Genomic DNA, 363 nt, shown 5'->3' with positions numbered 1-363 from the left:
AGGCCGACCATGTACGAGTTGGCCTTGAAGCCGTCAGCGAAGATGTTGTTGCCGAAGTTGATGTTGCCAGCGGGGCCGGACACGCCTTGGCCGCCGAACCAGCCGTCGGTCGTGCGGGCGTAGGCCAGCGACAGCTTCACAACTTCGAAGTCGTACGAAGCGCCCAGGGCGTACATACGCGGGGTGGCGTCAACTTCCGGCTGCGTCAGGTTGTTCGAGGCGTTCAGCTGGTCGTACGAGAAAGCGATGTTCAGCGGACCGTTGACATAGCGCAGACCGGTGGTGATCGCGCGGGTGTTGTCGGCGGTGCGCCAGCCGCTTTGGCGAGCGTTGTTGTCGTCAGCGTTGAACGAGTAGCCGACG

General features: G+C 62.8%; 1 protein-coding gene. It reads right to left on the bottom strand.

The genetic code is table 11. The annotated features are described in order from the left end of the window. Positions 1-363: porin (locus C1I89_RS33870; RefSeq protein ID WP_146197004.1), on the bottom strand; the 363-nt coding region annotated here is incomplete at both ends.

This window comes from Achromobacter pulmonis (genome assembly GCF_002885955.2).
GTDB classification, from domain to species: Bacteria; Pseudomonadota; Gammaproteobacteria; order Burkholderiales; family Burkholderiaceae_B; genus Achromobacter; species Achromobacter pulmonis_A.
The sequence above is the reverse complement of the archived record's forward strand: the minus strand, read 5'-3'. Positions and strand labels throughout refer to the sequence as shown.